The following is a 26,136-nucleotide window of genomic DNA, read 5'->3' on the forward strand; positions in this document are numbered from 1 at the left end:
TCAGTGGCCCAGCGTGACCTTGAGCAGCGCGATCGCGGCGGCCGCCACGGCGAGCGCCACCCCGGCGAGCAGCGTGCGCGCCGACGCCCGGCTCGACCGTAACCGCTCCACGATGAGCCCGATCAACGCCAGGCGCAGGAGCAGGTAGGCGTCGGAGGCGACGATGGCCGTCATCCCGGGCAGCCAGCCGGCCCAGGCCGCGGCCATGAGCAGGCACGGGACGAAGGCCGTCGTCGCGATCGGCCCCGCGTCGCGCAGCTCGTGCCGTATCACGGCACGGGTCGGCCGGTCGTCGGTGCGGGCGTTGTGGCCGATCAGCTCGGCGAACACGTGCGCGAGGAACGTCGAGAACGCCACGCCGGACACCAGCTGTAACGCGTGCCCGTGCGTCACGTCGTCCCGCGTCATCGGCACGATCGCGGCGAAGATGATGATGTTGCCGTACACGTAGGCGGAGATCCGCGCGGCGGCCTGCTCTCGCGTCAGTGCCTTGCTCGCGCGGTAGTGGACGACCCGCTCCCGCCAGGTGCGACCACGAGGGCTCCTGAGGCTGCTCACCCACGTAACCCTAATGTGACCTGGTAGCGCCTCTTTCGTGACCATCCCGCTCAACGGGTTACGGTGATCACATGAGCGATCCGGATCCGTCCTTCATCGCCGGGGTCGTGCTGCCCGCTTCAGCAGCAGTGGGCCTGGTCCGCGGCGGCGGGGGCGGCGGTCACGCCGGCGATGACGGTGGCGGCGCCGACGGAGATGAGGGCGGCCAGGAGGGCTGTGGCGATACGACGACGCATGGGAACTCCTTTGACAGTTGGCAATTGATCATGCAAAAGCGTAGGGGGCGGACGTAGGTCTCGCCAGGCCCAAATCGTTCCGCTTTTCGATACGAGGCATCGGCGAACGGCGTATGAATGTCATGTCCGAGGACGTGAATCCGTGGCCGTCGCGATACGCCTGATCGCATATGGTGACCGGCCATGAGATTCCTTGTCGTCGGTGGTAGCGGTTTTCTCGGCAGCGAATTGACCCGGCGGTTGTCGGCAGCCGGACATGAGGTGGCCGCGACGTACCTGACCGGGTCGGGAGGGGCGCCGGGGGTCGAGTGGCTGCGGCTCGATGTGCGCGGACGAGAAGACGTCGGCGCGTTGGTCGGCGCATTTCGCCCAGAAGTGGTCATCAACGCCGCATACCGGCAGGCGGATTGGGCGACGACCGCGAACGGCGCCGTGAACGTGGCCCTCGCCGCCGCCGCGGCGGACGCGCGTCTGGTTCACGTGTCCAGCGACGCGGTCTTTTCCGGAGCCGCCATTCACTACGACGAGACGTGCGACCCTGACCCGATCACCCCGTATGGTGCGGCCAAAGCCGCCGCCGAGACAGCCATCACCGCGATCGCGCCGACCGCGGTCATCGCCCGGACATCGCTGATCGTCGGCGACGGCGATTCTTCGCACGAGGCGTTCGTGCGTTCACTGGCGACCGGCAGGGCGAGTGGAATGCTGTTCACGGATGAGGTGCGATGCCCGGTCCATGTCGCCGATCTCGCCGCGGCGCTCATCGAACTCGCCGCATCCGACTATCACGGCGTCCACCATGTCGCCGGAAGCGACGCGGTGACCCGATACGAGCTGGGATCGCTCATCGCCCGACGTGATGGCCTCGACCCGGACCGTTTGCCTTCAGGCCGGCGAGCGGACACCGGCACGCCCCGCCCGTTGGACGTCCGTTTGGAGTGCGCGGTGACCCAACGGCGGCTCAGGACCAGACTGCGCGGCGCGCGGCAGTTCCTGGCGTGAGCTTCACCGGCAAGCCCCCGCTCAAGGAGGGGTCACTCCGCGTGGAGGATGCGTTCCAGGTGGAGGAGGCCGGATTTGAGGGCTTCGGCGGCGTCGGACAGGCGGTTTCGGGCGGTGAGGAGGTCGCCGAGGGCGCCGACGGCCCTGGCGAGCTCGTGGCGGGCGTTGCGGCGCGCGGCCAGGGTCACGGCGTCCCGGAGCCGGGTCTCGGCCTCGACCTCGTCTCCTTGGTCGAGCGCCACCAGTCCCAGCTCCCGGTACGCGCGCACGACGTACAGCGGCGGCGCACCGGCCGGATCGGCCAGGGGATGGGGGTGGTCGGTGAGGGACTCCAGGAGCAGGGCGCGCGCGGCGGCGTGGTGACCCTGGCGGCGGTGGACCTCGGCCAGGTCCACGCACACGTCCAGCGCTTCCTCGGCGTCGCCGTACACCTGGCGGGCGCGGGTGAGGTCGGCGGCGGCGGACGAGAGGTCGCCGGTGGTCCTGAGACGGCGCCCCCGGGCGCGGAAGCAGGCCGCCAGCGCCGGGAGCAGCGCCGCCCGCCGGTACGCCGACCGTGCCTGGCCGAGCGCGACGGCGGCGTCCGTGACGCGGCGGGCGGCCAGCAGGGCCCGCGCGGCGGCGAGGTGGCCCGCGCCGACGGCGACGGGGTCGCCGGGACCGGCCAGCGCGAGGGCCTCGCCGGCGGCCTCGGCGGCACGGTCGTCCGCCCCGGCCTGGAGGTATCGGGCGGCCAGGCTGCTGTGCACGGCGTAGCGCGCGTCGGGGTCGAGGTGGCCGCCCGCGCTCAGTTCCTCGCGGGCCTTCTCCAGCAGGTGGATGGCGTACTCGGTGGTGGCCTGGTCCGCCCGGGCCAGGACGAGCGGAATGCGATCGGGGAGCGGCTCCCCGGCGAGAAGGCGCGCCGCGGTGTCCAGACGCCGAAGCCGGTCCGCCTGGTCAGTGAGGCGCCCGGCGGGGGAATCGGTTCTGAGGTTCAGGGAGGCGAGGAGGGCCCAGGCTTGGCGGCGGGGGTCGCCGACGGCGGCGGCGTTCTGGGCGACCGTGGCGAAACCGGTGCCGGTCGCCATGGCTTCGACCAGGGCGAACTCCAGCTCGATGGCCGGGTCCACCGGCCGGCCGAGGGCCAGTTCGTCCTCGCTGACCCCGAGCCGTGCCGCGAAGTGCCGCAACGCGTCGCCCGACGGCGTACGGCGGCCGCTCTCGACGGACGAGACGTATCCGGCGGTGTAGTTCGGCTCGGCCAGGTCGCGCTGGGTGAGGCCGCGGGCGGTCCGCAGACGGTGGACGCGCCTGCCGACGTCCTCGTGCGCGTCGTCCATCCGGCCGCCTCCCTTCACCCGCCATGTGCCGCCGGCGATGGTCGGCCGTCGTGTCATGGTGACAGATCCCGCCGCCTCCGGGATTCCGCGTGCGTGATCCCGGAGGCGGCGCTTCAGTACGGACCCGTCAGGTCAGAGAGGAAGGGGCAGGGTCAACGGGAGGAGGGGGTGGGGGTCGGGAGGCTCTGGACGGTGAGGGTGTAGGTGGCCGAGTGGGTGGGGTCGCCGGTGGCGTTGCCCGTGCCGGTGACGGTCACCGTGTAGGTCCCCGCCGGGGTGGCGATCGTGGGCGTGAGGACCAGCGTCGACTGCCCGCCGGAGGTGACCGCGGAGGGGCTGAAGCTCGCGGTGGTCCCCGGCGGCAGGCCCGAGGCCGTCAGGGTGACGGTCTGCGGGGTTCCCGTGGTGGCACTGGTGTACACGGTGGAGGACACCGTCTGCCCCGGCAGCGCGTTGCCGGAGCTCGGGTTGAGCGCGAGCGAGAAGTCCGGCGGGTCGATGACGATCCCGCAGACCGGCTCGTTGACGCCCGCGGGGACGTTGACGGCGGTCCACGCGGCCTTCACGGCCTCGCACTCGGTGCCGCGGCCGTACAGCGCGATGGCCGCGGAGACGGAGGCGGCCCGGGCGCCGGTGTACTTCCACCCGGACGTCTTGCGCAGCAGCGTGCCCATGAAGATCTTGCCGGCCTTCTGGATGCCGATGCCGGTCAGCGAGGACGGGCCGGTGCAGACCGGGCTGTTCGGCTTGCCGCCGCCGGGGTTGGTGCCCTCGGCGAGCAGGTAGAACCAGTGGTTCTGCGGACCGGCCGCCTGGTGCACCTCGCTGCGCGGGACGGAGGCCGAGAAGCAGTTGGGGTCGCCGTTCAGCGAGGGGTTGTACATGTACCGCAGCGGGCCGTTGCCGTTGAGGTTCAGTTCCTCGCCGACGGTGTAGTCCGGCGGGTCGTTCGGGTTGTTGGCGAAGGCCTCGGTCAGCGCGCCGAAGATGTCGCCGGCGGACTCGGCGAGGCCGCCGGTCTCGATTCCGGAGCCCGTGCCGCCCGGGGTGGTGTCGAAGATCGCGTGGCCGTACTCGTGGGCCACCATGTCGAGCGTGCCGTAGTGGGGGCGCCCGGGCTGTTTGGGGCCGACGGCCAGGTAGGAGCCGGTCCAGGACGGGGGGCCGTCCGTCACGCCGACGCGCGCCGGGTAGCCGGTGCCCTGGCCGTTGATGCCGCTGCGGCCCAGCCAGTAGCGCAGCATGTCCCATTCCTTCTGCGCCGCGTACAGCACGTCGACGCAGGCGGTCTCCAGATTGCCGGCCGAGCCGTTGCCCCAGTCGTTGATGCTCTTGGTGAAGGGCCTGCCGTCCGGCCCGCCGCATGCGAGGCCGGGGCGGTTCGGGTCCTTCATGACGTAGAGCTTGCCCTGGCGGCTGGTGTCGATGGTGACGTGGCCGTTGTAGTAGCCGTGGCCGTTGGCCGGGGGGATGGCGGCGCTCTGCGCGGCGGGCGCGGCCGGTCGGACGCTGGACGCGGCGGACGCGGCGGACGCCGGCACCGTCAGTGTGGCGGCGACCACGGCGGCGCTCACGGCCAGCGCGGGTAAGACCTTGGTCTTGGTGGGGGGTGTCACGCGCTTCCTTCCTGCGGTGCCCCTCCTGGCCCGGGATCTCGGGCACGAAGCGACGCGCGCCCGAGACTGCGCTCGGAGGCGGGCACCGGATCAAAGGGCTGGGGAGATGCGGGCCCATCACGCGGAACGGGAGCCCGGTCATGCTCGACCGCGGCGTGGGGCGTCGCTCCGATGTCTCTTGGTGCTTCACTCAAGTTGCATCGCCCGCAGGACGGAAGCTAAATGCGTCCGATAAATCCGTCAAGACGCGAAATTTCATGCTATTGACCTGGGCGTTGCCGGTGTCTACGGCGACATTCTCCGGCGGGCCCGTAAAAGGCCGACCCGGCCGACCGCATCCCCACGCAGGCCGAGGCCCCGCGCCCCGCTCAGGGGGGCGAGGGCTCGGAGCCTCGGCGAGATCGGCCGGACCGGCCCGCCCCGTCGCCCGCGCATCGGCGGCGACGGGGAACCTGGCCACGCGACCGGCCGGCGCCACCCCGGAGTCCAGAGGCGGCGCCGCCCGGAGGCGTGGGTCAGAGTGCGATGCTCCAGGTGTCGAGGGTGCCGGTGTTGCCGTCCTGGAGGTTGTCCATGACCAGCAGGTACCAGGAGCCGCTCGCCGGGAAGTCCGCCGGGACGTCGAAGGAGCGCGGCCCGGACCACGGGGTGCAGCTACCGAACTCCATGTCCTTGACCGGGATGAACTCCGAGCCGCCCGGAGGCAGCAGCCACACGCTCAGGCTCTCCGAGCACGGGTGGTTCACGGTGGCCGTCACCTTCACCGGGGAGGCGGCCTGCCCGGTCGCCGTCGACTCGACCGGGCTGAACGCGTACCCGTTGTCGGTGATCGCGAAGTCGGCGTCGTTGGTGAAGACGCGGTCCCCGCCCACGCCGCTGACCGTGAGGCCGAACGTCGCCGTCCGGGTGCCGGTCTCGCCCGCGCCGGTGACGGTCACGATGTAGCTTCCGGCCGGGGTGGTGGAGGAGGTGGACACGGTCAGCGTGGCCGAACCGCCCGAACCGACCTGGGACGGGCTGACGCCGACCGACGGGCCGGACGGGCTCACGCTCGCCGACAGGTTCACCGTCTGGGCGTCGCCCGCGGTGGTCGTGGTGGAGACCGTCGCGGTGGCCTGCTGCCCCGCCCGCACGGTGCCCGAGGACGGGTTCACCGACACCGCGAAGTCCCGGTCACCGGTCGGGCTCGGGGACGGGGAGGGGCCCGGGTCGTCGCCGACGGCCTGCTTCCAGATCGCGTAGGCGGCGGCGTCGGAGGCCCGGTCGAGCACGGTGTCGTTGATGTTGGTGGTGGTGTCGCAGGCCTGGTGGTAGCAGGAGTCGAACGCCCGGTTGGCCGTGCCGCCCCACTTGGTGGCCTGCGCGGAGGTCTTGGTGGCGCTCGCGCCCGCCGCGACGCCCGAGGTGGCGATGCCCGCGTTGCGGAACGAGGCGTCGTCGGAGCGGTCGGCGCCCTCGGTGTTCTCCTCCGGTTGCAGGTTGAGTGCGGTGTAGAACGCCTTCAGCTCCGTCGCGGCGGCGGTGTTGATGTTGTTGATGAAGTAGCCGCCGTTCGGCGACCCGACCATGTCGTAGTTGAAGTACACCTTGATCTTGCTCCGCTCGGTGGAGCTGAGCGCGTTGACGTAGGACTTCGAGCCGTTGAGGCCCTGCTCCTCGTCGGTCCACCAGCCGAAGCGCACGTGCTTGAGCATGGCCGGGTTCTTGGCGGCCAGGGTCAGCGCGACCTCCAGCAGGGCGGCCGAGCCGGAGGCGTTGTCGTTGACGCCGGGCCCGGCCTGGACGCTGTCGAGGTGCGCGCCGGACATGACGACCTGGTTGGCGTCGCCGCCGGGCCAGTCGGCGATCAGGTTCGGACCGGCGCCGGCGGTGCATCCGGTGCAGTTGTTGCGGGTGACGGTGTAGCCGGCCTCACTCAGCAGATGCTCGACGTAGAGCACCGACTGCGAGTAGCCGGCGCTGGTGGAGCGGCGGTTGCCGCCATTGACGGACGCGATCGTCTGGAACTGCTGCAGGTGACGCTTGACGTTGTCCAGGCTGATGTCCGGCGGGGGGGTGCCCGGGCCGGGGCCGTTGGCGACCGTCAGCGCGTAGGACGCGGTGTGGGACGGGCTGCCGGTGCCGTTGCCCCTGCCGGTGACGGTCACCGTGTAGGAGCCGATGGGCGTGTTCGACGAGGTCGAGATGGTCAGCGTCGAGGAGCCGCCCGAGGTGACCGAGGCGGGGCTGAAGCTCGCGGTGGCGCCTGACGGCAACCCCGAGGCCGTCAGGGAGACCGTCTGCGCGGTGCCCACGGTGGTCTGGGTGGCGACGGTGGTGGTGGCCTGCCGTCCCGGCTGGACGCTGCCGGACGGCGGGTTCAGCGTCAGGGAGAAGTCCTGGTCGGCGGGGCCTGCCTGGCAGGACGGCTCGCCCGCGCCCGCCGGCACGCTGACCGCGCTCCAGGCGGCCTTGACCGTGACGCACTCGGTGCCGTTGCCGTACAACTCGACCGCCGCGGCGATCGAGGCGGACCGGACGGTGGCGTGCCGCCAGGTCGAGCCCTTGCGCATCAGCGCGCCCATGAAGATCTTTCCGGCCTTCTGGACGCCGATGCCGGTCACCGCGCCGCCCGAGCACACCGGGCTGCTCGGCTTGCCGCCGCCGGGGGCGCTTCCCTCGGCCAGCAGGTAGAACCAGTGGTTCTGCGGGCCCGCCGCCGCGTGCACCTCGGTGTTGGGGATCGAGGAGGAATAGCAGTTGGGGTCCCGGTTCACCAGCGACGGGTTGTACATGTTGCGGATCGGGCCGTTGCCGGACAGGTTCACCATCTCGCCGACGGTGTAGTCGGGAGTGTCCTTGGCGTTGTTCGCGTACGCCTCGGTCAGCGCGCCGAAGATGTCGCCGGTGGACTCGTTGAGGCCGCCGCGCTCGTTGTCGTTCTGCGAGCCCGCGCCGCCGGGAGTGTCCTGGAAGACGCCATGGCCGTACTCGTGGGCGACCACGTCGATCGAGGTGAGCTGTTTGTTGCCGGCCTGGTTGCGGCCGAAGCTGGTGTAGCTCCCGTAGAAGAAGGCGTTGACCTCCTGCAGGCCGACCCTCGCGGGGTAGGTCCTGCCCGAGCCGTTGACGCCGTTGCGGTTCAGCCAGTCCTTGAGCATGTCCCACTCGCGCTGCGCGGCGTACATGACGTCCACGCACGCGGTCTCCAGGTCGGTGCCCGAGCCGTTGCCCCAGGTGTCGCTGCTCTTGGTGTACGCACCGCCGCTCTGGCCGCCGCAGGACAGGCCGGGACGGTTGGGGTCGGTCAGCGTGTACGAGGTGCCGGAACGGCCGGTGTCGATGGTGACCTGGCCGTTGTGGTTGCCGTTCCCGGTCCCCGCCCACACCGATTCGGAGGAGTCGGCGTACTTGCCGGTGCGGGCGTCGACGTACACCTGCTGGGAGGACGGCCTGCCCTTGGCGACGCCGCTGACCGCGACCTCCCAGGTCAGGCGGAACTTCCCGCCCCACGCCAGCACGACCAGGCGCGGCGTCCCCGTCTCGGCGACGCGCGTCAGCCGCGCCCTGGCGACGGCGGCGGCCTTCTCGGGGGAGACCTGCGGGACGATCGGCAGGTCGCGCGGGGTGGGGCCGTTGGCGCCCGTGGTGTCGCGGATGCGTCCGGCCGCGTCGGTGACGACGACCGCGTCGCCGCCGACCAGCGGCAGGCCCTTGAAGGTGCGCTCGTAGGAGACGTACTGCATGCCGCCGGGGCCGGAGGCGACGCCGGCGCGCACGTAGGACTCCTCGGGGCCCTTCTTCAGCTCGTCAAGGCCGCTGGCGGCGGCCCGGTCGGCGGACGCGACGGCCAGCGCCTTGGGGTCGGTGATCTTGGGGGAGGGGTTCGCCGGCGGGGCGGCCGAGGCCAGGGCCGGGACGGTGAGCGCTCCGGCCACGACGGCGGCGGCGACGCCGGCCGCGAGCATGGCTCTGGAGTTGTTGGGGGGTTTCACGCTGTTCCTTCCTGCCGTGCCCGTCCCGTACCTGGTGATCTCGGGCGGCAGGCGACGCGGGCCGGAGACCGGTGTGTGAGGACGGGCGGTGCATGGGGGGTTGGGAAGGTGTGGGCCCGTCGCGCGGAGCCGGAGTGGGGGTCCGTCTTCCACGCGAGGGGTAGTTCGCCCCGATGTTTCGTACGGCTTTACTGAAGTTGCATCGCCTGTAGCACGGACGTTAAGGCCATGGCCGAGATCTGGTCAACACTCGAAATTTCAGCTTTTCGGCCTGAGATTTCACCCCGAGCCGGTGATGCCCGCGATGCCACGGCGGAGCACGGCCACTGCCTCCTCCAAGCGGCCCTGTCCGGCGAGCAGCTCGCCGAACACGCGGCAGGAGACGACCAACTCCCGGTTCAGCCCGGTCCTGCCGCACCGCGCGACCGCGTCGGCGAGCAACCTCTCCGCCGCGCGCGCGTCGCCGTCCTCCGCCGTGATCTGCGCGAGCACGCGGTGGGCCATCGCGACGCCCTCCTCGTAGCCGACCTCCTCGGCCAGCGCGGCGGCCTCCCGGCACATCGCGGCCGCATCCTCGGCACGCCCCCGCAGGACCAGGGCCTTCGCCAGCAGGCTCGTCGCGCCCGCGTAGCCGTGCGCCGCGCCCATCTCGCCGAAGATCTCGCGGGCCCGGACGAGCTCCTCGCACGCCTCGTCCACGCGGCCCTGCGGCATGAGGACGTACCCGCGCGCCCAGTGGCACTGCGCGATCTCGAAGCGCATACCGAGGTCGGCGAAGACCTCCAGCGCCTCGGTCAGCGCGCGCTCGGCCTCCCGCGCCTCGCCCCGCACCTCCCACACCTGGGCCGCCTGCATGGCGAAGTTGGCCACGGCCTCCCTGTCGGTCGCGCGCGGAACCAGCGCGGCCCCCTCGTTCACCAGCCGCCAGGCGCGTTCCAGCTCGCCCAACTCCATCGACGGGTGGATCAACGCGGTGAGGAGCCACAACTCGGCGTCCGGGTAGGAGCGGCCGGTGGCGCGCAGCGCGCCGAGCGCGGGCTCCAGCTCGGCCACGGCGGCGCCGAGCCTGCCGGACACGAACAGACACGTCGCGATACGCGCCCGCACACGCGCCCCCAGAACCCCGCCGTCGCCGTCCACCACCCCGCCGTCGCCCAGAACGCCGCCATCGCCCAGCACTCCGTTGTCGTTCAGCAGCCCGCCGTGGTCGAGCACGCCGCCCTCGTCCCGCCCGGCGGCCCGGCGCAGTATCGCCAGCGCGCCGGAGACGTCGCTCGCGCGCAGCAACGCCTCCCCCTGGCAGAACCGCGCGTAACACACCAGATCCGGCAGCCGGTAGCGGGCGGCCCTCGCCTCGGCGTCGGCCGCCATCGCCGCCGCCTCGGCGTGGTCGCCGAGCCAGGAACGGCGCCGGGCCTCGTCCAGCTCGGCCCGCAGCGCCTCGGCGGCCCCCGGCGGCCGGCCGAACCGCAGCTCGTCCGGCCCGACCCCGAGGCGCTCCGCCAGGTAGGCCAGCAGGTCCGCCGTCGCCGCCCTGGTCCCGGCCTCGACGGCGGCCAGCAGGGCCCGGCTGTAACGGTCCCCGGCCAGCTCGCGCTGGGTCAGACCGCGGGCGGTCCGCAGCTCGCGGATCCGGGCGCCGATCTCGGCCCGATCCGTCCCCGTGGCGCCTTCCTGGGCGGACGGCGCCTGCGGGGGAGGGAACGGCGCGGGCGGGACGGGAGACGGGGAGCCAGGGGATGCCATGGGGAGGGCGGGGGACGGCGCGGGCGGGGCCAGCAGGGACTCCAGCAGGGCGTGCGCGGCGGCCAGATCGCCGAGCACGGCGCCGATCCGGTCCCGCTCACCCTCCAGCGCGGACACCAGCTCCGCGGGCGGCGCGGGCGAAGGCACGGTCGCCACGGCAGGCGCGGAGGTCGGCAACGAGGGCGTCGGCGTGGTAGGGCCGGCGGGCACGGTCGGCACGGCGGGCGCCCGCTGTTCCCGGGGGTTCGGCGGTGGTTCGTGCTGATCCAGGAGCCGGACGATCCGCGCGATCATCGGGGTGCCGACGCCGGCGGCCAGCAGCGTCCTGATCCGCCGCACCCTGCTCACGTCGTGCTCGCCGTACTCGCGGTAGCCGCTCGGGCGGCGGGCCGGTTCGAGGAGGCCCTGCTCCTCGTAGTACCGCAGCGCCCGCTCGCTGACCCCGGTCCGCCGGGACAGCTCCCCGATGCGCATGCGTCCCTCCAAGTTTGACGTCAACGTAAGAGTTGAGAATAGTGCCAGGTGTCGACATGGCCGGCTGGTCGCGACGATACGCTTTTTGACCAGCATGGCGTCCGCGTCGGCCATCGCTCAGGGCCGCTCTGACGGGCGGAACGCGGGTCGGAGGGATCGCCTGCGTCGCGGCGAGAGACTTCCTCCGGGGCCGTGTCGATGCGTGGGCCGCTCGTTCGACGTGTGGGTGCGAGGGCCGAATGGCGGTCCCGCCGGACGAGGAGAACGCGATGCCGAAGTACCTGCTGATCATGCGGGGCACCGACGAGTCGAACGCGGCCATGATGGCCGACATCGACGAGATGATGGCCACGACCCGCCAGTTCATCGAGGAGATGGTCAAGGCCGGCGTTCTCCTCGCGGCGGAAGGGCTGGACGATCCGGGCCAGGGCGTCGTGGTCGACTTCAGCGGCGAGGCCCCGGTGGTGACGGACGGGCCGTACGGCGAGACCAAGGAACTGTTCGGGGGCTTCTTCCTGCTCGACGTCGCCTCGAAACAGGAGGCGGTCGAGTGGGCCAAGCGGGTCCCGGCGGCCCCCGGGGCGAAGGTCGAGGTCCGGCGGGTGCCCGGGAGCGACGAGGTCCCGCAGGTCGAGAGGTGATCACCAAGGACTGGGCCGGGCGCGAGAGCAACGGCCGGATGTGATGGTCACGGCCGATGTCGAGGCCGTCTGGCGGATCGAGTCGGCGCGGATCGTCGCCGCGCTGACCCGGTTCACCGGCGATTTCGGGCTGGCCGAGGACGCGGCCCAGGAGGCGGTGGCCGAGGCGCTGGTGTCGTGGCCGCTCGCCTCTCCGGCGAATCCGGCCGGCTGGCTGATGGCGACGGCCCGGCGGCGGGCGATCGACGCGATCCGCCGCCGGACCGCCCTCCAGGACCGATACGCCCTGCTGGCGGCCGACCTGGCGGCCGACTCGGCGGTTGACGAAGCAATCGATCCCGACAAGATCGATGACGACGTGCTGGCGCTGATGTTCGTCAGCTGCCACCCCGTGCTCTCCCCCGAGGCCCGGGTGGCGCTGACCCTGCGCGTGGTCGGCGGCCTGTCCAGCGAGGAGATCGCCCGCGCGTTCCTCGTACCCGTGCCGACCGTGCAGGCCCGCATCACCCGGGGCAAGAAGACGATCGCGGCGGCCGGGGTGCCGTTCGAGCTGCCGCCGGCCGCCGAGCGGCGGGAGCGGCTGGGCGGCGTGCTCAGCGTCCTCTACGTGATCTTCACCGAGGGGTCGACGGCCACGTCCGGCGACCGGCTGCTGCGCCCCGACGTCGCGTACGAGGCGATCCGGCTGGCCCGCACGCTGGCCGCGCTGCAGCCGGACGAGCCGGAGGTGCACGGCCTGCTGGCGTTGTGCGAGCTGACGGCCGCGCGTTTCCCGGCCCGGACCGGCCCGGACGGTTCGCCGGTCCTACTCGACGAGCAGGACCGGCGGCTGTGGGACTTCTCGGCGATCCGCCGTGGGCTGGCCGCGCTGGCCAAGGCATCGACCCGCGGCCTCGGCCCCTACGGCCTGCAGGCCGCGATCGCCGCCACCCACGCCTCGGCGCCCTCGGTCGAGGCGACCGACTGGGACCGGATCGTGGTGCTCTACGAGGCACTCGGCCGGGTCGCGCCCTCGCCGGTGGTCGAGCTCAACCGGGCCGTCGCCGTCGCCATGGCCTCGGGCCCCGCGCAAGCCCTGGCCATCGTGGACGAGCTGATCGCCTCGAACCGGCTCCCCGGTTCGCATCTGGTCCCGACCGTACGCGGTGAACTGCTCGCCCGGCTCGGACGACGACCGGAAGCCCGCGCCGAACTGGAGCTGGCGGCCCGGCTGTGCGCCAACCGGCGCGAACGCTCAGTGCTCCTGCGCAAGGCGGCCACGCTGAGCTGACTTCTCCAACTCGCCCGGCCGGGACTCGGGCGCGGTGAGATCACTGGCGTACGGTGCCGTAGACCCCGTACAAAGGGCATCGGTGGGCTCGGCGGACAAGAACGGGGGAATCGGGATGGGCGTGGAGAGAGGTTTCGAGCAGGCGAAGCTGTCCTATGAACGTGCTGTTTTCGTCGGCGACCTCGATGGGCTGGCAGAGGCGGCGCGGGAGTTGGACAAGGTCGAAGCCGATCTGGCGTTGGCTCGTGGTCGGATCTTGCACGCGCGGTTTCTGCATGATCGGCACGAGGATCCGCGGGAGCTGGGGCTGTTCGAGCAGGCCACGCGGTTGTATCGGATGCTCGGTGATTCGACGGGTGAGGCTGAGTCGGTGTTCTGGCTGGGCTGTTTTCACCAGGTCGTACGGAATGATCTTGACAGTGCCCTACCCCTTCTTGAGCAGTCATACGACCTGGCCACGCTGGCGGGAGACCGGTACACCCAGGCGGAGGCGCTTCGACATCTGGGGATCGCGGACCACTCGGCAGGTCGGTTGGACGCGGCCCGGGAGCGTCTGGAGGAAGCGGCGCGACTGCGTGGAGAAATCGGGCTATTGGCCGGTGTTGCCGCAGACCAGGTCGGACTAATCTACATCGCTGCTGCACAAGACCGGCGTGACGACGCGCTGGCACTGGCCGATGAGGCGTATGCCACCGCCGAAGCCTGCGGGGCTCAACGCATCCTGAGTCAGATCACGGAAGCGCGTTCCCAGATCATGGCGCCGGACGCTGATCAGAGCGAGACCCGCGATCAAAGGGCGCCATGAGCCGCTGAAGCTTCGATTCACGCCGGAGGCATGGACGCGCAAGATGCCGCCGGCGGGGTGGGCGCACCCCGCCGGCGGCGTCGTGTTCTCAGGGTCCTGTCGTGAGGGTCAGCGGTCGATGGAGTAGACCTGGGCGAGAAGTGCCGGGTTCTCGCCGCCGATGTCCTCTCTGGTCGCGACGTATTCGTACATGACATCACCGGACCACTGGTTGTGGCCCAATCCGAGCACGTGGCCGAGTTCATGCGTGACGGCGGCGTTGCGGGTGAACGTGGTGGGCGCGTACCAGTCGTTCATGTCGACCACCGCGTCGAGGATTCTGCCGTAATTCGGGGGGATGTAATAGTGCGTGGTCAGCCCGACCCATCCGGTCTCGCCGAAGTCGGCCGATCGGACGTCGACACAATGGACATTACTGGGGTTGCAGTTGTTCCAGGTGTACCAGCTGTCGATGTTGGGGGTCTGGTTCCACTTGTAAACGGCGTTGGTAACGGGCCAGGCCGCACTGGAGTGGTCGTTGAACAGGACCACGGGGTTGCTCCGGGTCTGGTTGGACCACCACGAGTTCGGGCAGGTGACCGTCCGCGCGCTTCCGTACGCGCAGTCGTTCGAGCCCAAGGTCCCGACGCCGGATGACGGCGCCGGGCCGTGCCGGACGAGTCGGACGTCGCTCTTTCCCTGCCTGCGCAGGGAGTCGGCGACCTTGGCGGGGTCGGCCCCCGGCGCGAGCGTGTAGGTACTCACGGCCACCCGCCCGTCGTCGAGCGTCTCCGTGCTGGTCAGCTCCGTGACGGCCTGTTCCACGGACGGGCCGCGGGCCGCTTTCCCGCGGTCCTCGGCGACCCTGGCGGCGAGCTGGCCGGGGGTCAGCTTGGGATACTCGGCGAGGTTCGTCAGCGGGCTGCCGGCCTTGGGCGAGCGCTCCACGCCGCCCCCGGGCGTGGTGATCACCGCCCCCGGCTGGGCCGCCGCGGGCGCCGCGGTGCCGAGGCCCCCGGTGAGGGCGGACACGGCGACCAGAACGGCTAAGAAGTATTTCCGTCGGCTGTACGTTTTGACTGCCATGGGAGGCAGCTAAACGCACGGATACCGAGGTGGACAATGCCTGAAGGCGCGGTATGGATTGAATGGCAGGAGTACGGCGCTTTTTGGCGTGGATAAATCGGTTGCACGGGCGTGCGCCGCCTGATAGCGGCTCGGGAGGAGACGATCGGCGGGTTACTGGGATGCGGGCGGATAAGCGGCCGGCACGCCCAGGCACCGCCCGGTGCCATGCGGTAACGGAACCCTCTTGGAGAGAGCACACCGATCTCATCGACGGAGAAAAAGCAGTCGTGGATGTCTTCGGCCGTGCTGTCGTGGCGCGACGATTACGCCTGTGCTCCTGCCCGCGGAGCAAGAAGGGGTTGGCCGTCGAGGGGCACGCGCCGATCACCTCGAACTGCGGGCCGAGTGGTCCGGCGCGTACGAGGCGGCTCTGGCCGAGGTGGCCGTCCTGGCCGCGAACGGGTTCCTCCCGGCCGCGATCGAGCTGGGCGAGCACGCCGTCGACCTGCTCGTGGGCCGGAACGGCCCGAGAGGTGCGGTGCCGGGAGGCGGGGACGCCCCTGAAGAGAGGACGGCCGAGAAGGATCTAGGGTGATCGTTTCGATTCACCTGTCATTCATTATTGGATCACCTCTCATATTTTTGCCAGGAACGCTGGGTAACCTCCCTCTGCATGACATGGCAGGGCAAGTTGCACAACGCATTCGGTAGATATACCGGATTTCAGATAAAGCGAGTAGGAAATACGGGACGCGTTACGGAGAAGGCCGCTCCGGCCCCCGACGCTCTGGTGCGCCCGCCCGCCGATCCCGCCGCCGACCGGTTGCTGACCGCGCCCGTCTTCGTCATGTCCCCGGTGCGATCCGGCTCGACGCTGCTGCGCGCGATGCTCAACGCGCACTCGGCCCTGCACGCCCCCCACGAGCTGCACGTCCGCAGGCTGACCGTCGGGTTCGGCACGGCCCTCGCCGAGAAGGCCATGGCCGAGCTCGGGCACAACCGGGCCGACCTGGAACACCTGCTGTGGGACCGGGTGCTGCACCGCGAGCTGGTGCGCAGCGGAAAGCGGTACATCGTCGACAAGACCCCCGCCAACGCCTTCGCCTACAAGCGGATCGCCGCCTGCTGGCCGGACGCCCGGTTCGTCTTCCTGCTGCGCCACCCGGCGTCCATCGCGGCCTCCTGGTTCGAGGCCGGCGCGGGCTCGCGCACGCCGGAGGAGGCCGCCGCCGACGCGCTGCGCTACATGAAGGCGGTGCAGCGGGCCAGGACGGCGCTGCCCGGCCCGACCGTCCGCTACGAGGACCTGACCGCCGACCCGGAGAAGGAGACCCGCGCCATCTGCGCCTTCCTGGACCTCCCCTGGGAGCCCGCGATGCTCGCGTACGGCAGGCCCGACGTGGTGGTCAAGGGCCTCGGGGACTGGAAGGACAAGATCCGCTCCGGCAGCGTGCAGCCGGGCAGGGACCTGCCCCAGGCCGAGGAGGTCCCCGAGATCCTGCGGCCGATGTGCGAGACCTGGGGCTACCTGCCCGGAACGGCGGCCTCCGCGTGAAGATCCGCTACATGCTCCTGCACGCCTACGGCATGGGAGGCACCATACGAACGGTGATCAGCCAGGCCAACGCGATGGCGTCCCTCGGCCACGAGGTCGAGATCGTCAGCGTCGTGCGCCGCCGCGACGAGCCCCAGTTCGCGGTCGACCCGCGCGTGACCCTCAGCACGCTGGCCGACCAGCGCGAGAGCGTCCCCGAGGACGGCCTCGGCCGCCGCGCGTGGCGGAGGATCCGCGGCAAGATCGTCCCGCATGGGGAGTTCGCCGCGCGCTACTTCACCGAGGCGGTCGAACGGGCCGCCATCGGCTACGTCGCCTCCCTGCGCGACGGCGTCCTCGTCACCACCCGCCCGGCGCTCAACCTCATCGCCGCGCGGCGCGGCCACAAGAGCGTCGTCCGTGTGGCGCAGGAGCACATGAGCCTGGACGCCTACCGCGAGGGCGTGCGCCACGACATCGCCAGGTACTACGGCGCCTTCGACACGATCGCCGTCCTGACCAGGACGAACCTGCGCGAGTTCCGCCGGCTGTTCCCCCGCGGGCCCATCGTGCGCGTCCCGAACGCCGTCGAGGCCGGGGACGGCAGGCACTCCGGCCAGCGGAACCCGGTCGTGGCCGCCGCGGGCAGGCTCGTCGCGCAGAAGGGCTTCGACCTGCTGATCCCGGCGTTCGCCCAGGTGGCGCTGCGGCACCCGGAGTGGCGGCTGCGCGTGTTCGGCACCGGGCCGAAGAAGGCCGCGCTCGCCGCGCTGATCGAGGAGCACGGCCTCGGCGACCACGTCACGCTGATGGGCCGCAGCACCACCCTGCAGGACGAGCTGGCCGACGCGTCCGTCTACGCGCTCAGCTCGCGCTTCGAGGGCCTGCCGATGGTCATGATCGAGGCGATGACGCACGCGCTGCCCGTCGTCGCCTTCGACTGCCCGACCGGCCCCGCCGACGTCCTCACCCACGGCCGGGACGGGCTGCTCGTCCCGCCCGGCGACGTCGACGCGCTGGCCGCCGCGCTCGACCGGCTCATCGCCGACCGCGACCTGCGGGTCCGCATGGGCGCCGCCGCCGCGGCCACGGCCGCCGACTACGCCCCCGAGATCGTCATGCCGCTCTGGGAGCACCTGTTCGAGGAACTGCTCGCCGGCAACCCCGTCGGAGGCTCGCGCTGGGCGTGACGCTCAGCCCTTCACCGGGACTTCACCGGGACGGGGGTGGTGGCGGCGCGGGCGCGCCGGGCCGCGAGGCGGCGTCCGAGGTTCTGCGCCGGCCTCTCGACGTACCGGTAGGACAGGGCGCTGACCACGAGGATCAGCGTCAGGAAGGCCACGGCGGCGGGGATCTGCACGGACGGCGGCGACCAGCGCAGGTCCCCGGTGATCTGGACGCACAGCTTCAGCAGCGGGTGGTGGACCAGGTAGAGCGAATAGCTGACCAGGCCCAGCCAGAGCAGCGCCCGGGGCATCCGCCGGCCGCGCAGCGCCATCGCCCCCGCGAACGTCGCCCCGGCCAGCGCCACGGTGGTGAGCCACACCTGCGGGCGCACCCACCACCAGCCGCCCTGGACCGCCCACACCGGCGCGACCGCCACCAGCGCCGCCGTCACCCACACCGGCCACAGGCGCCCGGCGCCCTGCTCCCACCGGCGGATCGCCGTCCCGGCGAACATGACCGCGACGATCGCCATGCCCAGCCAGGGGACCCTGCTGCCCGCCGCCACCAGCACCAGCGCCATGGCCCCCAGCGCGCACGCCGCCGCCGTGCGGAACCGGCCGGCGAGCAGGCACGCCATGCCCGCGAGGAAGACCCCGCACGACGCCCACGCGACCCACGTGCCCGTCAGGAACGCGGCGCCGACCAGCAGCCCCTCCACTACGGCCGCCACGCCGAACGCCACGGCCGGCACCCAGGCGCGGGTGTGCGTCCCCGTCGTGAACAACGCGGTCACCAGCAGGTAGAACACCATCTCGTACGACAGCGTCCACATCGTGTCGGTGACCCCGCCCACGCCGACCACGTCCAGCAGCATCGTCGCGTGCGCGGCCACCGCGGACGGGTCGCGCGGCACCGCGTCCCGGATCGCGACCCACGGGCTCAGCGCCAGCACGAACGCGGCGACCGCCAGGTAGAGCGGGTAGAGGCGGAACGCGCGCCCGATCCAGAACGCGCGGACGTCGCCGTGCCGTTCCAGCGAGCTCGGGATGATGTACCCGCTGACCAGGAAGAATACCAGGACGCCGTAGATGCCCAGGTTGAACCAGTACGGCCGCAGCCAGGGCACGACCCACGGCAGCAGATGCTCCGCGACCACCGCGATGGCGCCGATCCCGCGCAGCGCGTCAAGCCACGCCAGCCGTGAACCGTCCCTCACGAGGCACGCCCCGCCGCCGCGACCTTGATCAGCACCGCCGCCGGGACTGCGATCTGGACCACCGCTGCCACCTTGGCCGGGATCTTGCCCAGGACCGCCGCCGAGACCTTGCCCGGGACCTTGGCCGAGACCGCCGGTGGACGCCCGCGCCGTGCCGCGCCCCGTGCCGGGCCGTGCGAAATGGCGCGATGATCCATGGTTGCCCACGGTAGCAACCCGGCCCTCCCCTCATGCCGGGCACCCAGCATGATCTACCACCAGAGGCCGCATCAGGCCATCTTCCGGTCATCGGGCAGCAGTCAGGGGCGTGCGAGCCCGGACGGTGCGGCTTCGGGGCGGCGTGAGGTGGCCGGGGGTGCGTCGGCCCGGACGGTGCGGCTTCGGGGCGGTCGGGATGGGGTGTGAGAGCATTCGTTGTGTTATGGAGGCAAGCCTGGCGTTGCGGCTCGCGCGGTCGGCGGTGTTCACGGTCGTCTGCGTAGGGCTTGCCGCCGGGGCACACCGCTTCGCGGGCGCCGACGGCCCCGGCGTGGGGGCGCTGGCCTCCGGCGGGCTCGTCGTCATGGCCGCCACGACGCTCCTCGCCCGGCGCGAGCGCTCACCCGCGACTGTGGTCGCCTGGCTGCTGGCCGGGCAGCTCCTCCTGCACGAATGGTTCGGCGTCGCGGCCCCGGTTCACGGGCACGGCATGCCCGCGGCGCACGGGCAGGGGCTCGGCGTCGGCGTCGGCATGCTGGTGGCCCACCTCACGGCCGCGCTCCTCACCGGCTGGTGGCTCGCCCGCGGGGAGTCGGCGCTGTGGTCGCTGCTCCGCACGGCCGGAGCCCGCGCGGCCCGGCGCCTCGGCGTGCCGCTCGCCTTGCTCCGCCGCGAGACGGCCCCGCCGCCGCGCCCCGTCCGCGTCCGGGCCGCCCACGCCGTACGGATCCCGGCCGGCCGGGTCCTGCGGCACGCCCTCGCGCGGCGCGGCCCGCCGCCGGTCACGGTGTTCTGAGCTCTCGTCCGTTCCGACACCTTTCCGCGGCGAGCACGCGTGCCATGCCTGGCGGGCACGCGAGCCCCGCGTGCCCGCGCTTGGAGTGCCCTTCCGTGAAAACGTCTTTCTTCCGACCGCTGCTCGTGCTCTGCCTGTCCGGGGTCCTCCTCGGGCTCGCGGCCCCGTCCGCGCTGGCGCACGACAGCCTGAAAAGCAGCTCCCCGGCGAAGAACGCCGTCGTATCCGGCCTCGACAAGATAGAGCTGGAGTTCAGCGCCCGCGCGAGCTTCCCCGCGGTCGTCCTGACCGACGCGAGCGGGAAGCGGTACGAGGCCGGGCCCCCGCACGCCGAGGGCCCGAAGGTCGTGCAGAACGTCAACGGGCCGCTTCCGTCCGGCGATTACGTCATCGCCTGGAGGATCGTGTCCTCCGACGGGCACCCGGTCGAGGGGGAGATCCCGTTCAAGGTGAACGCGCCGGGCGGCGCTCCGGCGCCCTCCGCCGCGCAGGCGGCCCCCGTGGTCTCGGCGACCCCCGCCGCCGAGACGTCCCGGGGAGGGTTCCCGGTGTGGATCCTGGTCGTCGCCGTCCTCGTTGTGATCGCGGTGGTGGTGCTCTTCCGCCTCCGCGGCGGGTCCTCCTCCGACCCCGCCACGCCCGTCGCCACGCCCGAGAAGGAATGAGCCGGGCGGAACCGGCCTATTCGCGGGACACCTTCCACGTCACGGACCCGGTGAGCGCGTCGGCCCGGTAGGCAGGGTCGCGGAGGAACCGGGCCGGTACCCGGCCCCGCCGTACCTGGGGCTGTCGGCCGGCGGGGCGCGGGTACCAGAGGGGTGTGGATTTATCTGCTGCGGCGGACGAGCTGTACGGCGGCACGCCCGAGGACTTCGTCGAAACGCGCAAGCGCCTGGCGGCCGAGGCGAAGCGGTCCGGGGACGCCGGCCTGGCCCGGCGGATCGGCGGGCTCCGGCGGCCGACCGTGTCGGCGTGGGCGGTCAACCGGCTGGCCAGGTCGGCGCCCGACGAGCTCGGCCGGCTGCTCGACCTGGGCGACGAGCTGCGGTCGGCGTGGGCGGCGGGCGGGCAGATCGGCGACCTCGACCGGCGGCGCGGCGAACTGGTCGCCCGCCTGCTCCGCGCGGCCCGGCGGTCGGCGGACGAGGCCGGCCGCCCCCTGCGCGAGCCCGCCGTACGTGAGGTCGAGGACACCCTGCACGCCGCCACCATGGACCCGGCCGTCGCCGAAGAGGTACGTGCAGGCCACCTCCCCCAACCCCGAACCTACGCCGGCTTCGCCCCGGCCGGCCCCCTCCCCGAACCCGCGCCAGAAAAGCGGGGAGAGAGCGAGAAAGAGCAGCAACTCAAGCCACCCCGCACTCCGGAAAAGCCTCAACAGAACCAGAAACCCAAGCCCAAGAAACCCCCGAAGCCAGACCGCGAAGCCGGGAAGGAGCGGCGGAAGCCAGATCGCGATGCCAAGAAGCGGCAGAAAGCCGACCGCGAGGCGGAGAAGGCGCGGCAGAGGTCAGAGCGTGAGGCCGAGAAGGCGCGGCGTAAACGCGAGCGGGCTGAGAAGGAGCGGCGAGAGCGGGAGCGGGCCGAGGAGGAGCGGCGGCGCAGGCGGGCCGAGCTGGTGGAGGCCGCCGAGCGTGAGGCGCGCGACGCCGAACGGACGGCCGCCGAATGGGAGTCCGAGACCCGCGACGCCCGGCGCGCCCACGAGACCGTCACCGCCGAAGTGGACCGCCTCCACGAGGAACTCACCGCCGCCCGGACCCGCCAGGAGGCCGCCGCCCGCCGCCTGGCCACAGCAGAACACGAACACGCCACCGCCACCCGCCACGCCTCCGCCGCCCACCACCACGCCGACTCCCTCCGCGAAGACGGCTGACCCGCCTGCTCTGTTCACGAGGCCGAAGTGATCGTATGGGCGCGTTTTCCGGCACGCTGACGCTGGTCGGAGGTGGGGTGTGCGGTGGTGGCGAGTTCTTCGGGGGCCGGGTACGGCCGAGCGGGGGTGCGTACGTCCGTCGGGGGCTTCTGGTGGCGCGGTGATCGGCTTTGTCGAGGTGTCTGGCCCCGGGCCGCTCTTCATCGGGGAGGCGGGTTCGGTGGGTGTCCGGACTTGGCTCCCGGTTTCCGGAGCCGGAGGGGAGACGGCGGTGGCGGTGGGGAGATCGGCGGGGGTGGGTGCGTTAGCCTTTTGGGGATGTCGGGTGGGGGTGGGAGGTAGGTATGCGGCAGGGCAAGGTGACGGCTACCGTCTCGACGCGAGGGCGCGCCCGCTGAACGAGCAGGTCGGCGCTTCTCGCGGCGAAGCGGTCCCCCTCTCATGACCGTTCCCTCGATGAGGAGCCTTCTTTTGCATGCCCTCACGTCCGCGCGTCCCGCCGCGGACCTCACCCGCGCGGACTTCTCCGGCCCGTGTGGTTCGGAGAAGCGATGATCACTCTGCCTGACGAGCTCAGGGACGCCCTGGACGACATGATCGGCGGCTACCGCGAGCAGGACCTGGCCCGCTCGGCGGGCCGGCTCACCGCCCGCTACCGGGAGACGGGCCCCGACCCGGCGCTCCGGTCGGAGACCGACGTGGCGGCCTACACGGCCACCCGCATGCCCGCCACGTACGCGGCCGTCACCACGGCGCTCACGCAGGCCGCCGCGGCCATGCCCGAAGTATGGCCGGTGAGCCACCTGGACGTCGGCGGCGGCACGGGCGCGGCCGTCTGGGCGGCGAGCGCCGTCTGGCCGTCCCTGCGGCACGTCTCGGTGATCGAACGCGAGCCGGCCGTCATCGCGGTCGGCCGCCGCCTCGCCGCCGCCGCGGCCCACCCGGGGGTCAAGAACGCCACGTGGCAGCGGTCCGCCATCAGGACCGACCTGACGCCGCCTCCCGCCGACCTGGTCACGATCTCCTACGTGCTGGCGGAGCTGCCGGCCGCCGCGCAGGAGCCGGTCGTGCGGTGGCTGGCCGGGCGGGGCACGACGGTCGCCATCGTGGAACCCGGCACGCCGCAGGGGTACGCCCGCGTCCTCGCCGCCCGCGACCTGCTGGTCGATCTCGGGATGCGGGTCGCGGCGCCGTGCCCGCACACGTCCGCCTGCCCGCTCCCGGCGGGCGACTGGTGCCATTTCTCGGCCCGCCTGCCCCGCATGGGGCTGCACCGCCGTCTCAAGGCGGCGGAGCTGGGGTTCGAGGACGAGAAGTTCTCCTACGTCGTCGCGACCTCCGCGCCGGTCGCGCCCGCGGAGGGCAGGATCCTCCGGCATCCGCGCACCCGCAAGGGCCTGGTCACGCTGACCCTGTGCGCGGACGGGGTGACCGAGCGGAACGTGTCCAAGCGGCACGGCGACGCCTACCGCGCCGCGAGGGACGCCACCTGGGGCGACCCCTGGCCGTAGCACGGCCGTCCGCCCATGGCCGGTCGCCGGGGAGACGCCTCGGTGGCCGGCCCCGGGGCTCGCGGCTCAGCGTTCGGCGGCCGGAGGCTCGGACGGCGGGGGGGTCTCGGGGGTCTCGGGGGTGAGGTCCGGGGTGTGGCGCATGAGCTTGAACGGCATGAGCGCCGACTCGAACTGGACGCCGAGGCTCATCTTGCTGCGCCCGTCGCGCCGCTCCTCGAACCGGATCGGCACTTCCACGATCTTGAGCCCGCGCCTGATCGTGCGGTAGTTCATCTCGACCTGGAAGGCGTACCCGTTGCTCGTCACCCCGGCGACGTCGATCGCGTGCAGGGTCTCGCGCCGCCACAGCTTGAACCCGGCGGTGACGTCCCGCACGCGCATGTGCAGCAGCACGCGGACGTAGAAGTTCGCCCAGGCCGACAGCGCCTTGCGGTGCAGCGACCAGTCCTCGGCGAGCGCGCCTCCGGTGGCGTACCGGCTGCCGATCACGACGTCGGCCTCGGTCGACAGGAGCGTGCCGAGCATCTGCGGGACGGCCTCGGGCGGATGGGACAGGTCGGCGTCCATCTGGACGACGTACGCGGCCCCCTCGTCCAGCGCGTGGCTGATGCCGTGGACGTAGGCGCGGCCGAGTCCCTGCTTGCCGGGGCGGTGCAGCACCGACAGGCGGTCGGCCCCGTACTTGTCCTTGGCGAGGGTTTCCGCCAGCTCGCCGGTGCCGTCGGGCGAGTTGTCGTCGACGACGAGCACGCGCAGCGCCGGCAGGGGCAGCGCGAACAGGGCGTCCAGGATCGCGGGGAGGTTCGTGGCCTCGTTGTAGGTGGGCAGCACCACCGTCACGGCCGCCGACGCCCATGGCTCGGGCAGACGTACGGCGTTGGCGGCGCGCGCACCCGTCGCGGTGTCGCCCTCTGATATTGCTCGTGAGTCACGTTGAGTCATGGATTCCGGATTTCTGTTCGGCGGCGTGGAGGACTCACGGGCGGTCCCATCGCGGGGTGGTAGTTCAGGACCAACCGGTACCGGACGAAGCCTATCCGGCTCTACCCACCGAGTCCTTCCCTCCCGCCTCCCCGGCTTACTTCTCGCTAATCCCGGGCTCCGTAGACATGGAGCTTGTCCGCCAGGCGTCGTGCCTGGGGATCGAGGAGGAGGACGAGATGAGGTTCCGGCGGCTTGCCCTGGTGATCGGCGCGGCCCCCGTGCTCGCGGTGGCCGGATGCGGCACCGCTCAGGAGGCGCCCGGGGTCGCCTCGGCCGGGAAGGGGACGGGCGCGGCGAGCCCGTCGGCGTCCCCGGCCGTGTCAAGCGACCCGGTCAAGTTCGCGGAGTGCATGCGCGGGCACGGGATCGACATCAAGGATCCCGAGCCCGGCGGCAAGGTCCAGATCAGGATCAGGTCCGGGGACAGGGGCAAGGTGGAGGCGGCCCAGAAGGAGTGCGGCAAGTACCTGCAAGGGGGAGGGCTGCTGGGCAAGGGGAACGACCCCAAAATGCGGGACGCCGTCCTGAAGTTCACCGCCTGCATGCGCGAGCACGGCGTGGACATGCCCGACCCCAAGCCCGGCGAGGGCGCCGTGATCAAGATGCCGAAGGGCGCCGACCCGGACGGCAAGAAGTTCAAGGAGGCGCACAAGGCGTGCGAGAAGCTGCTCCCCGGCGCCCCGGGCGGCCCGGCGGAGTGACCCGGCCGGGCCTCGCCGCGGAGGGCCGGGTGCGCGCTGAGGGGCGCGTATCCGGCCCCGAGCGGGGATCCGCGGACCTGGCCGCCGGCTCGGCCCGTCCTTCCCTGCACCCGCGCACGTGATCAGCGGTCGCGTGGTGGGGGTTCGCGATCCCGGGGGGTCTCGCGCGCGAGGATCAGCGGGCCTGGAGGAGGGTGCGGGGCGCGGCGGGCAGGCGTACGGTGATCGTCAGGCCGCCCTCGGCGCGTGGCGACGCCTCGACCGTGCCGCCGTGGGCGTTGACGATGGCGCGGACGATCGACAGGCCGAGCCCCGAGCCCTGGGCGGAGCCGACGCGCTCGCGCAGCCGGTGGAACGGCTCGAACAGGTCGGCGACCTCGTGCCCCGGGATCAGCGGCCCGGTGTTCTCCACGCGGATCAGCACGTTCCCGCCGTCGGCGGCGACCTCCACCGCGACCGTGCCGTCCTTGACGTTGTACTTCAGCGCGTTCTCCACCAGGTTGAACACGCAGCGCTCGATCAGCACGGGATCGCCGCCCGCCGTCGCCGGGCCCAGCCGCTCGGTGACGGTGATCCGCCTGCGCCGGGCGGTCGGCTCCAGCAGCTCGACCACCCCTTGCGCGAGGTCCCTGACGTCCACCGGCCTGCGGGTGACCAGCTCGTGCTCGGACCGGGTGAGCAGCAGGAGGCCCTCGATGAGCCGCTCGTGCCGGGCGTTGGTGGCGAGCAGCGCCTTGCCGAGCCGGGTGAGGTCCTCCGAGGCGTCCGGCTCCTCCAGGGCGACCTCCAGCAGGGTCCGGTTGATCGCCAGCGGCGTGCGCAGCTCGTGGGAGGCGTTGAGCGCGAAGCGGCGCTGGGCGTCGAAGGCCCGTTGCAGCCGGTCCAGCATCGCGTCGAAGGTGTCGGCCAGCCGCTTGACGTCGTCGTGCGGCCCGGCCAGCGCGATGCGCTCGTGCAAGGTGCTCTCGGACAGCCGTTCGGCGGCGTCGGTGACGCGGTGCAGCGGACGCAGCGCGCGGTCGGCGACCATGTGGCCGAGGATGATCGCCAGGATCCCGATCCCGGCCATGACCAGCGCCGAGTTCTGCAAAAGATCCTGGAGCACCTGCTGCTTGCTCTGCTCGATCTGCGAGAGGTAGTCCTTGCCGATCTGGAAGGCCAGGAACTTGCGGTCCCGTCCCGGGGACGGCGCCTCCAGCGGGGGCAGGCGTATGACGAACTGACGGTTCAGCGCGCGGGCCGTCATCAGGTTCGTCGCCAGCAGCAGGGCCGTGCCCGCCGCGAAGAACAGGCCGGTGTAGATCAGCGTTAGCCGCGCCCGCAGACCGGGCCCGCGCCGCAGCGCTCTGACCCCGCGCGGCACCGCGCCGAACCATCCCGTCATCGTCGCCCTCCACCGCGCGGCACCGTGGCCGGCCGTCCCGTCATCGCCGCCCTCCGCCATGCCGCTCCCGCTCTC

At 72.1% G+C, this 26,136-nt stretch carries 21 protein-coding genes and 1 pseudogene; 12 read left to right on the forward strand and 10 right to left on the reverse strand.

Annotated features, from left to right (window positions below; genetic code table 11):
• The gene (locus BJ982_RS15335; RefSeq protein WP_203959149.1) at window positions 1-558 is read right to left on the reverse strand and encodes a hypothetical protein; all 558 of its coding nucleotides are present in this window, start codon (window positions 556-558) and stop codon (window positions 1-3) included.
• A 419-nt stretch (window positions 559-977) separates the two neighbouring features.
• Between BJ982_RS15335 and BJ982_RS15340 the strand changes: the two genes are divergently transcribed.
• Window positions 978-1,796 carry a sugar nucleotide-binding protein gene (locus BJ982_RS15340; RefSeq protein ID WP_184880659.1) on the forward strand — a complete coding sequence of 273 codons (819 nt, stop codon included), beginning with the start codon at window positions 978-980 and terminating at the stop codon, window positions 1,794-1,796.
• A gap of 32 nt (window positions 1,797-1,828) precedes the next feature.
• Here BJ982_RS15340 and BJ982_RS15345 read toward each other — a convergent pair whose 3' ends face one another.
• From BJ982_RS15345 to BJ982_RS15360, 4 genes are all read right to left on the reverse strand, one after another.
• Window positions 1,829-3,118, reverse strand: coding sequence for a helix-turn-helix domain-containing protein (locus BJ982_RS15345; RefSeq protein WP_184880661.1), 1,290 nt, complete (start codon window positions 3,116-3,118; stop codon window positions 1,829-1,831).
• A gap of 152 nt (window positions 3,119-3,270) precedes the next feature.
• On the reverse strand, window positions 3,271-4,734 hold the full coding sequence (locus BJ982_RS15350) for a M4 family metallopeptidase (protein ID WP_239123053.1): 1,464 nt from the start codon (window positions 4,732-4,734) through the stop codon (window positions 3,271-3,273).
• A gap of 515 nt (window positions 4,735-5,249) precedes the next feature.
• Complete coding sequence (locus BJ982_RS15355) at window positions 5,250-8,708, reverse strand: M28 family peptidase (protein ID WP_239123054.1); 3,459 nt, start codon at window positions 8,706-8,708, stop codon at window positions 5,250-5,252.
• Between the two features lie 279 nt (window positions 8,709-8,987).
• A complete protein-coding gene (locus BJ982_RS15360) occupies window positions 8,988-10,928 on the reverse strand; it encodes a MerR family transcriptional regulator (RefSeq protein ID WP_184880663.1) in 1,941 nt (646 codons plus the stop codon).
• A 269-nt stretch (window positions 10,929-11,197) separates the two neighbouring features.
• Between BJ982_RS15360 and BJ982_RS15365 the strand changes: the two are divergent.
• The 3 genes and pseudogenes from BJ982_RS15365 (at window position 11,198) to BJ982_RS40415 (ending at window position 13,644) form a co-directional block, all read left to right on the forward strand.
• Window positions 11,198-11,613: pseudogene (locus tag BJ982_RS15365) on the forward strand (YciI family protein).
• Window positions 11,613-12,839 (forward strand): RNA polymerase sigma factor, encoded by a 1,227-nt coding sequence (locus BJ982_RS15370; RefSeq protein ID WP_184880665.1) that lies wholly within the window; start codon window positions 11,613-11,615, stop codon window positions 12,837-12,839. The pseudogene BJ982_RS15365 and the gene BJ982_RS15370 overlap by 1 nt, the downstream one beginning before the upstream one ends.
• An 82-nt stretch (window positions 12,840-12,921) precedes the next feature.
• Window positions 12,922-13,644: a tetratricopeptide repeat protein gene (locus BJ982_RS40415; protein ID WP_203959150.1), complete on the forward strand. Its 723-nt coding sequence runs from the start codon at window positions 12,922-12,924 to the stop codon at window positions 13,642-13,644.
• Between the two features lie 108 nt (window positions 13,645-13,752).
• Here BJ982_RS40415 and BJ982_RS15380 read toward each other — a convergent pair whose 3' ends face one another.
• Window positions 13,753-14,709 carry a matrixin family metalloprotease gene (locus tag BJ982_RS15380; protein WP_184880667.1) on the reverse strand — a complete coding sequence of 319 codons (957 nt, stop codon included), beginning with the start codon at window positions 14,707-14,709 and terminating at the stop codon, window positions 13,753-13,755.
• A gap of 313 nt (window positions 14,710-15,022) precedes the next feature.
• Between BJ982_RS15380 and BJ982_RS15385 the strand changes: the two genes are divergently transcribed.
• The 3 genes from BJ982_RS15385 (at window position 15,023) to BJ982_RS15395 (ending at window position 17,415) form a co-directional block, all read left to right on the forward strand.
• A complete protein-coding gene (locus BJ982_RS15385) occupies window positions 15,023-15,286 on the forward strand; it encodes a hypothetical protein (protein ID WP_184880669.1) in 264 nt (87 codons plus the stop codon).
• 195 nt (window positions 15,287-15,481) lie between these two features.
• On the forward strand, window positions 15,482-16,246 hold the full coding sequence (locus BJ982_RS15390; protein ID WP_239123056.1) for a sulfotransferase family protein: 765 nt from the start codon (window positions 15,482-15,484) through the stop codon (window positions 16,244-16,246).
• Window positions 16,243-17,415 (forward strand): glycosyltransferase family 4 protein, encoded by a 1,173-nt coding sequence (locus tag BJ982_RS15395; protein ID WP_184880674.1) that lies wholly within the window; start codon window positions 16,243-16,245, stop codon window positions 17,413-17,415. Before BJ982_RS15390 ends, BJ982_RS15395 begins: the two co-directional genes overlap by 4 nt.
• Before the next feature lie 11 nt (window positions 17,416-17,426).
• Here the strand turns inward: BJ982_RS15395 and BJ982_RS15400 are convergent, their stop codons facing one another.
• Together BJ982_RS15400 and BJ982_RS40420 are read right to left on the reverse strand one after the other, a co-directional pair.
• Window positions 17,427-18,608: an acyltransferase family protein gene (locus tag BJ982_RS15400; RefSeq protein ID WP_184880676.1), complete on the reverse strand. Its 1,182-nt coding sequence runs from the start codon at window positions 18,606-18,608 to the stop codon at window positions 17,427-17,429.
• A complete protein-coding gene (locus BJ982_RS40420) occupies window positions 18,605-18,805 on the reverse strand; it encodes a hypothetical protein (RefSeq protein ID WP_184880678.1) in 201 nt (66 codons plus the stop codon). The genes BJ982_RS15400 and BJ982_RS40420 overlap by 4 nt, the downstream gene beginning before the upstream one ends.
• A 224-nt stretch (window positions 18,806-19,029) precedes the next feature.
• Between BJ982_RS40420 and BJ982_RS15410 the strand changes: the two genes are divergently transcribed.
• The 4 genes from BJ982_RS15410 to BJ982_RS15425 all read left to right on the forward strand — a co-directional run bounded on the left by BJ982_RS15410 (window position 19,030) and on the right by BJ982_RS15425 (window position 22,989).
• A complete protein-coding gene (locus BJ982_RS15410) occupies window positions 19,030-19,602 on the forward strand; it encodes an MFS transporter (protein ID WP_239123057.1) in 573 nt (190 codons plus the stop codon).
• Between the two features lie 95 nt (window positions 19,603-19,697).
• Complete coding sequence (locus tag BJ982_RS15415) at window positions 19,698-20,267, forward strand: copper resistance CopC family protein (protein ID WP_184880680.1); 570 nt, start codon at window positions 19,698-19,700, stop codon at window positions 20,265-20,267.
• 155 nt (window positions 20,268-20,422) lie between these two features.
• Window positions 20,423-21,478 (forward strand): hypothetical protein, encoded by a 1,056-nt coding sequence (locus BJ982_RS15420; RefSeq protein ID WP_184880682.1) that lies wholly within the window; start codon window positions 20,423-20,425, stop codon window positions 21,476-21,478.
• A 551-nt stretch (window positions 21,479-22,029) separates the two neighbouring features.
• Window positions 22,030-22,989, forward strand: coding sequence for a small ribosomal subunit Rsm22 family protein (locus BJ982_RS15425; protein WP_184880684.1), 960 nt, complete (start codon window positions 22,030-22,032; stop codon window positions 22,987-22,989).
• 66 nt (window positions 22,990-23,055) lie between these two features.
• Here BJ982_RS15425 and BJ982_RS15430 read toward each other — a convergent pair whose 3' ends face one another.
• Window positions 23,056-23,910 (reverse strand): polyprenol monophosphomannose synthase, encoded by an 855-nt coding sequence (locus tag BJ982_RS15430; protein ID WP_239123066.1) that lies wholly within the window; start codon window positions 23,908-23,910, stop codon window positions 23,056-23,058.
• A gap of 191 nt (window positions 23,911-24,101) precedes the next feature.
• Here BJ982_RS15430 and BJ982_RS15435 point away from each other — a divergent pair, with 191 nt between their 5' ends.
• Window positions 24,102-24,677, forward strand: coding sequence for a hypothetical protein (locus BJ982_RS15435; protein ID WP_184880688.1), 576 nt, complete (start codon window positions 24,102-24,104; stop codon window positions 24,675-24,677).
• Between the two features lie 175 nt (window positions 24,678-24,852).
• Here BJ982_RS15435 and BJ982_RS15440 read toward each other — a convergent pair whose 3' ends face one another.
• Window positions 24,853-26,061 carry a sensor histidine kinase gene (locus BJ982_RS15440; RefSeq protein ID WP_184880690.1) on the reverse strand — a complete coding sequence of 403 codons (1,209 nt, stop codon included), beginning with the start codon at window positions 26,059-26,061 and terminating at the stop codon, window positions 24,853-24,855.
• Between the last annotated feature and the right edge of the window lie 75 nt (window positions 26,062-26,136).

It is taken from the genome of Sphaerisporangium siamense (assembly GCF_014205275.1).
GTDB classification, from domain to species: Bacteria; Actinomycetota; Actinomycetes; order Streptosporangiales; family Streptosporangiaceae; genus Sphaerisporangium; species Sphaerisporangium siamense.

Coding starts and splice junctions, on each gene's coding strand:
- BJ982_RS15345 (WP_184880661.1), bottom strand. CDS start 3,118: ATGGACGACGCGCACGAGGACGTCGGCAGGCGCGTCCACCGTCTGCGG.
- BJ982_RS15435 (WP_184880688.1), top strand. CDS start 24,102: ATGGAGCTTGTCCGCCAGGCGTCGTGCCTGGGGATCGAGGAGGAGGAC.
- BJ982_RS15360 (WP_184880663.1), bottom strand. CDS start 10,928: ATGCGCATCGGGGAGCTGTCCCGGCGGACCGGGGTCAGCGAGCGGGCG.
- BJ982_RS15380 (WP_184880667.1), bottom strand. CDS start 14,709: ATGGCAGTCAAAACGTACAGCCGACGGAAATACTTCTTAGCCGTTCTG.
- BJ982_RS40420 (WP_184880678.1), bottom strand. CDS start 18,805: ATGGATCATCGCGCCATTTCGCACGGCCCGGCACGGGGCGCGGCACGG.
- BJ982_RS15440 (WP_184880690.1), bottom strand. CDS start 26,061: ATGACGGGATGGTTCGGCGCGGTGCCGCGCGGGGTCAGAGCGCTGCGG.
- BJ982_RS15425 (WP_184880684.1), top strand. CDS start 22,030: ATGATCACTCTGCCTGACGAGCTCAGGGACGCCCTGGACGACATGATC.
- BJ982_RS15370 (WP_184880665.1), top strand. CDS start 11,613: ATGGTCACGGCCGATGTCGAGGCCGTCTGGCGGATCGAGTCGGCGCGG.
- BJ982_RS15410 (WP_239123057.1), top strand. CDS start 19,030: ATGGAGGCAAGCCTGGCGTTGCGGCTCGCGCGGTCGGCGGTGTTCACG.
- BJ982_RS15340 (WP_184880659.1), top strand. CDS start 978: ATGAGATTCCTTGTCGTCGGTGGTAGCGGTTTTCTCGGCAGCGAATTG.